The sequence below is a fragment of the Candidatus Melainabacteria bacterium RIFOXYA2_FULL_32_9 genome, from assembly GCA_001784615.1.
Lineage (GTDB): Bacteria > Cyanobacteriota > Vampirovibrionia > Gastranaerophilales > UBA9579 > UBA9579.
This window is the reverse complement of record MFRQ01000127.1, coordinates 1-5,901: the sequence shown is the minus strand read 5'-3', so window position 1 is coordinate 5,901 and position 5,901 is coordinate 1. Positions and strand designations below refer to the sequence as shown.

Below are 5,901 nucleotides of genomic sequence, written 5' to 3'. Positions count from 1 at the left end.
CTCTTTGATATGTCTATATTTTAACATATTTTAGTTATGCGGTAATCTTAAACTACAGGTTTTAAAGCAAATTCTGACAAGATTAAATGTGATACAGTAAATTTTAGCTTCAAAGGAAATAATGACCCGAGTCAAGAATTACTTGATTACTTAAAATCTACTGATCCCCTAGAACAAAGAATTGATGCAGTTCTAAAATACCTTAAAGGTGGAGCTGATCCTAACTTTAGGGATAAAGATGGTGTCACTCCTCTTTGTTGGGCCGGAGACAAACTTATAGCAGAAATTTTAGTCGAAAATGGCGCTGACATTGACAATCAAGATAAATACGGCAACACTCCTCTTCACTGGTTTATTTCTAGTAATAATGCTTATATTAGTAATGGGATAATTAATGAAAATGAGGAAAAACTTGCCAAGAATACGAAAAAAATAATCGAATTTTTAATGCTAAGTGGGGCTAATGGGGATATTAAAAATAATGATGGTCGTACTCCTTATGAAATACCATATAGAAACGGAAGTACTGATATGTTATATTTCTAAAACTAAAGTTATAATACAATTAAAGATTTAAAAAATAAGATAAAAAGTTAACCTCCTTGTACAAGATGTATTAGGAGGTTAACTTTTTATCTTATTTTTTAAATCTTTGAAATAACAAGAAAATTTTTCTACAATAAATTATAATTATTATTGTGAGGATTACTAATGTATGGAGAAAAGAAGTTGAAAATTGCTCACTGGATATTTAGTTTAACTGGAATTATTTTAATATTAGGTTTATTCATATCAGGGTGCACAAAAACCACTACTGATAATAATGTTAAAGAAATAGAATTTTGGACACTACAATTATCAGACTTTTCTCCTTATATAAATAAAATCATTGCCAATTATGAAAAGCTGCATCCTGATGTAAAAATAAAATGGATAGATGTCCCTTTTTCTGAAGGAGAAAAAAGAGCTCTTGCAGCAGTAATGAGCAATGATGTTCCCGACTTAATAAATATGAACCCAAGTTTTGGCTCAACATTAGCTTCAAGAGGAGCAGTAATTGACGTAAAGCAGCATATCAGCCAGGAAGATTATGACAAATACCTACAAGAAAGCTGGGAAGCATCACGCCTAAATGATGTTATCTTTGGTATTCCCTGGTATATAACTACTTCAATAACAATTTATAATTCAAAAATATTTAAAGATGCAGGACTAAACCCTGATAATCCTCCAAATACCTACGAAAGTCTAAAACCTGTCGCAAAAACCATAAAAGAAAAGACAGGCAAATATGCTTTTATGCCAAATTTAACTGAAGATGGTCAACTTATCAAGATATTCAATAAATATAATATTCCAATAGTTAATGAAAACAAAACACAAGCACTATTCGATACAAGAGAAGCATCACAAATCTTAAGTTTTTGGTCTGATTTATATAATAACAATTATATTCCGCCTGAATCTTTAACAGAAACACACAGAGCCTCCCTGGAAAGGTATCAAGCAGGTGAAAGTGCAATTATTTTCACTGGAGCTAACTTTTTGAAAATGATTAAAGAAAATGCCCCTCAAATTTATGAAATAACCAGAGTCTCCCCACAAATAACAGGCAGTAATAGCAAAATAGACTTTGCATTAATGAATTTAGTAGTACCAACAAAGAGTAAACACCCTAAAGAAGCTATTGATTTTGCCTTATTTCTAACAAACTCTGAAAACCAGCTTGAATTTTGCAAAATGGCGCCAATTTTACCCTCAACACTAAAAGCAATTAATTCAGATTTCTTTAGAGAAAAATCTGATGCTGATCTTATGGACAAAGCACGTGCGATAAGCGCAAAACAGCTTAACAAAGCCTTAAAACCAATACCTCCATTAGAAAGCCAGAAAGACTTGTTCCAAATAGTAGATTATATGACTCAACAAGTTTTATTAAAACAAAAAGAACCAATGCCAGCATTAGATCAGGCAGTAAAAGAATGGAATAAGATATTAAGTGAAAAGTAAAGTTAATTATTTTAAGTTTTGTTAAAAAGATTTTAACAAGTTTTAAGAAAATTTTACAATAAAGTAATCTAAATATAATTATACTGTAATTTTTAACATTTTATCTATACTATTATAGGCTTTTTTTGAGATTTCTTCTGGGACAATTATCTCGGGAGATTCAGTCTTCAGAGAATGCAATATATCTTCGAGTGTATTCCACTTCATATTTTCACAAATTGCCTTATCAGAAGCTAAAATAAACTTTTTACCAGGATAATCACGAGTTAATCTATCCGTTACACCTTGCTCAGTAGCAATTATGAATTTATTAGCAGAACTTTCTTTTACTCTTCTCATTATGCCAGAAGTACTACCTGCAAAATCAGCCATTTTAATAACTTCCATATGACATTCAGGATGCACAAGAACCTCTGCATCAGGATATTTTAATTTTATATCAGCTATATCATCAGGTTTAATGCGCATATGAGTAGGACAGTAACCATAATAGGATATTACTTCTTTTTCTGGTAATTGCCTTGCCACATAAGCTCCTAAACCCCTATCAGGGACAAAAAGAACCCTGTCTGAGGATAAAGATTTAACTACCTGAACTGCATTAGCACTTGTACAGCAAATATCCGATTCTGCTTTTATATCAGCGGTAGAATTAACATAGCAAACAACAGGTATATTTTTATTACTATCTTTAAATACTCTTAACTCGTCTATATTTATCATATCAGCCATTAAACAACCGGATTCCAATCTTGGCAAAAGCACCTTCTTTTCCGGAGAAAGTATTTTAGCTGTCTCAGCCATAAAAAATACACCTGCAAACACAATAATATCAGCTTTAGTCTTTGCAGCCTGCTGACTTAAATATAGTGAATCCCCAACAAAATCAGCAACTCCATCAATTTCCATTCTCTGATAGCAGTGCGCAAGAATGACAGCATTCTTTTGTCTTTTTAATTCATTAATTTCTTCTATTAATAATGTATTTTGCATCAAACTCTTCCTGCTTTTAGACATATATACAATCCAGATAAATAAGATTATAATCTAGCATAGTTAATCTAGAGCTCATTTATTTAAGTTATAGATATACTTATCCTATATATTGTACAATAACAATAAACCGTATTTTTACACTAACATAATTAATTATTTTTCTGGTTGCTGGAGATGAAAATAATCTTTTCATGAATATACTCGGCTTTCTAAATAATCTAAGAAATATCACAAATAACTCATATGTAGGAATTTCTGTTTCACCAAATTCCGTTCTTGAAGTTGCTCAATTTAACAGTGAAACGAGAGAAATCTTAAAATATGGCAAAACAGATCTTTCATATGATTTAGTCACAAGACAAATCAGTAATATAGGTTTATTAGAATCAAAAATTCAAAAATTATATGCGGAACTGGAAATTCCAACTAATTCACCTGCCGTATTAACCTTACCTACTGTATTAATGAACCATCAGACACTTCCTCTTCAGCTAGAACCAGAAGAAATAAAAACTGCTTTAATATCTGAAACTGAAAGATATTATATATTTAAAAGATCTGAACCCCTTGTTAGCTGGAACAGGTTTTCTTCAAATGATAATGATACTCAAAGTCTAATTTATTCTGCCATACAAAAGGAACAAGTAGATCAGATTGAAGAAATTAGTCATAAATCAGGATTAAACATTGTTGCTATTGAATCTTCATATGCAGCATTAATAAGAGGATTGATTGTAACAGATATTCCAGAAGCTGAAATAACAGAAAATAAACCCTGGTGTGCGCTTATAATTACACCAAACAGCTTCGTATTGATTTCCTTAGAAGGAAATAAAATAATTCAGGTTTCAGAAGAACCCCTGGCAGTAAAATCCTTTAACCCTGAAGACATTTATCCAAATATTGCTTCCCTTTCTATGGGAAGTACATTAAGTAAAAATCCTGAACACATAGTAATAATTAGCAAATCAGATGATGTTTCTGCACAAGTTTTATCAACCTACCTGGATTTAACCTGTAAGGTATCTTTTATAGAGGAAAATCAATATAACAAAATGCCTTTATTTAAAGGCAATATAAATGTCTCAACTACCAGCTCAAACATAATAAGTCTTGAATCTGTCGGTTCAACCTGTTGGGATGCAGAAGATTTTCCTGTTAATTTCAATTTTCTTAATAAAGATGGAGTTGGATCAGGTGCAGGCTTTAAATTAACTATTTTGGGAAAATCCTTTATCCTTACCTCAACTCTTGCAGAATACATGTTAATTGGTCTTATTGCTTTTACTTTCATAATTTTAGCCTCTACTTATATGATATGCTTATCAATAAACGGAAGTCTCGAAAAAGCATATAGAGAATCTTTCACTAAATTATCTAAAATAGAAGAATCTAAACAAGAATCAACAGAAAATCAATCACAACCAACACAAATTAATGCAAATGAACTTTTATATTCTGTTTACGATAAAAATAAAAAAATTCTCCAATCTTATAATGCAATCAGTGAGGTTATTCCTGAAAAACTCTGGATTGAATATTTTGAACTTCATGATAATCTAGCAACTAGCGTTAAAGGAAAGGCTTATTCAGTTGAAGATATAGTAAATTACTACCAAAGTCTTAATAAAACTGCTAAGTTTGAAAATTTTAAAATAGCCTCAATTAAAATAGTTAATCAAAATAGCACTCCTGAAACCAGCAACTCTGAAGTAACAATAGTTCCTAGTAGCACAAATGGAATGGATCTTCCAAGTTTACCTGGCTTACCAACTCTATCTTCACAAAAATATTATGAATTTGTTTTTGGTAAGGAGAAAGCACCAGAAACCAGCAAGACAGAAGGAAGGCCGACTGATATTAAATAGCTATTAATAGCTGGAGTATGTAGAAAATTATGAAAAAGATTATAAGTAAAAACATAATTTATTATTCAGTTACCCTGTTACTATTAATAGTATTTGGTCTTGTTAAATTTGTAGGTCCTGAAATTAATAAAATAAATGACTATAAAAAGAAAATTAAAGAAACTGAATCCAAATTAATAGCTTACCGGAATAAAGTAGAATCAGAATCATTACAGCAACAAAATATTTCTAAAAACATTGCTGTACCTGTAATCATATACTCTTCTCCTTATCCTGGTCTGGACACAGAAAATGCATCCGTAGAGCTTGTAGATCAGATTATAGAAATGATCCGAATTACTCAAAATAGAATAGTTGAAATATCTTTCAATGTTAAACCAGCTGATTCTGCATCACCTGCAAATATATTAAGCTTGAATATGTCTTTAAATTCTTCATATACAAACTTCCAAAATTTTTTACATAAAATCTATACGTGGAAATATCTAGCAGCAATAAAAGATATAACAATTTCTCCCGAGCAGGGAGATCCTAATAATCTCACCGCTAAAATAGTTGTGGATCTTTATATAAATAAATGACCTGAATTGCTAGTGGTAAGATTTGCAAATAATATGTTAAAAGCAACCCCCTGTCATTGCGAGGTGGCTAAGAACCTATCCAGGAAATAAAAAATGTACAACATTAATCAATTTTGTCATTGCGAAGATTCCAAAGGAATCTGTGGCAATCTATACAATATACTATTTAAACCTTAATCACATTAAAGTTATACATAGGCAAGATCCTCACGTCGCTGCGCTCCTCAGGATGACATTGGGTATTATTGGAAGGATTGATAACTTGGAAAAGTGACTATGTCACTCAGGATGACAGTTCGAGAAATTGTATGTCGATCTCTACACTAAGGACGCAATAAAAAATACTTACGCATTTTTTATTGCTCGATTATTTGCTGGTTATAAGAAGTGCCAAAGGCACATATAAGTAGGTAACAAAAAGTTTTCACGTCTTATTATTCAATTTA

The 5,901-nt window shown here is 31.1% G+C and carries 4 protein-coding genes; 3 read left to right on the top strand and 1 reads right to left on the bottom strand.

Annotation, left to right across the window (positions count from 1 at the left end; genetic code table 11):
* Positions 1 to 711: 711 nt before the first annotated feature.
* Positions 712 to 2,010, top strand: coding sequence for a hypothetical protein (locus A2255_10430; protein OGI18052.1), 1,299 nt, complete (start codon positions 712 to 714; stop codon positions 2,008 to 2,010).
* Positions 2,011 to 2,088: 78 nt separating this feature from the next.
* Here the strand turns inward: A2255_10430 and A2255_10425 are convergent, their stop codons facing one another.
* Positions 2,089 to 3,003, bottom strand: a complete 915-nt coding sequence (locus tag A2255_10425) for a quinolinate synthase (protein OGI18051.1) — start codon at positions 3,001 to 3,003, stop codon at positions 2,089 to 2,091.
* A gap of 194 nt (positions 3,004 to 3,197) precedes the next feature.
* Between A2255_10425 and A2255_10420 the strand changes: the two genes are divergently transcribed.
* Both A2255_10420 and A2255_10415 read left to right on the top strand, forming a co-directional pair.
* Positions 3,198 to 4,874, top strand: a complete 1,677-nt coding sequence (locus tag A2255_10420) for a hypothetical protein (protein OGI18050.1) — start codon at positions 3,198 to 3,200, stop codon at positions 4,872 to 4,874.
* Positions 4,875 to 4,903: 29 nt separating this feature from the next.
* On the top strand, positions 4,904 to 5,455 hold the full coding sequence (locus tag A2255_10415; GenBank protein OGI18049.1) for a hypothetical protein: 552 nt from the start codon (positions 4,904 to 4,906) through the stop codon (positions 5,453 to 5,455).
* Positions 5,456 to 5,901: the final 446 nt, after the last annotated feature.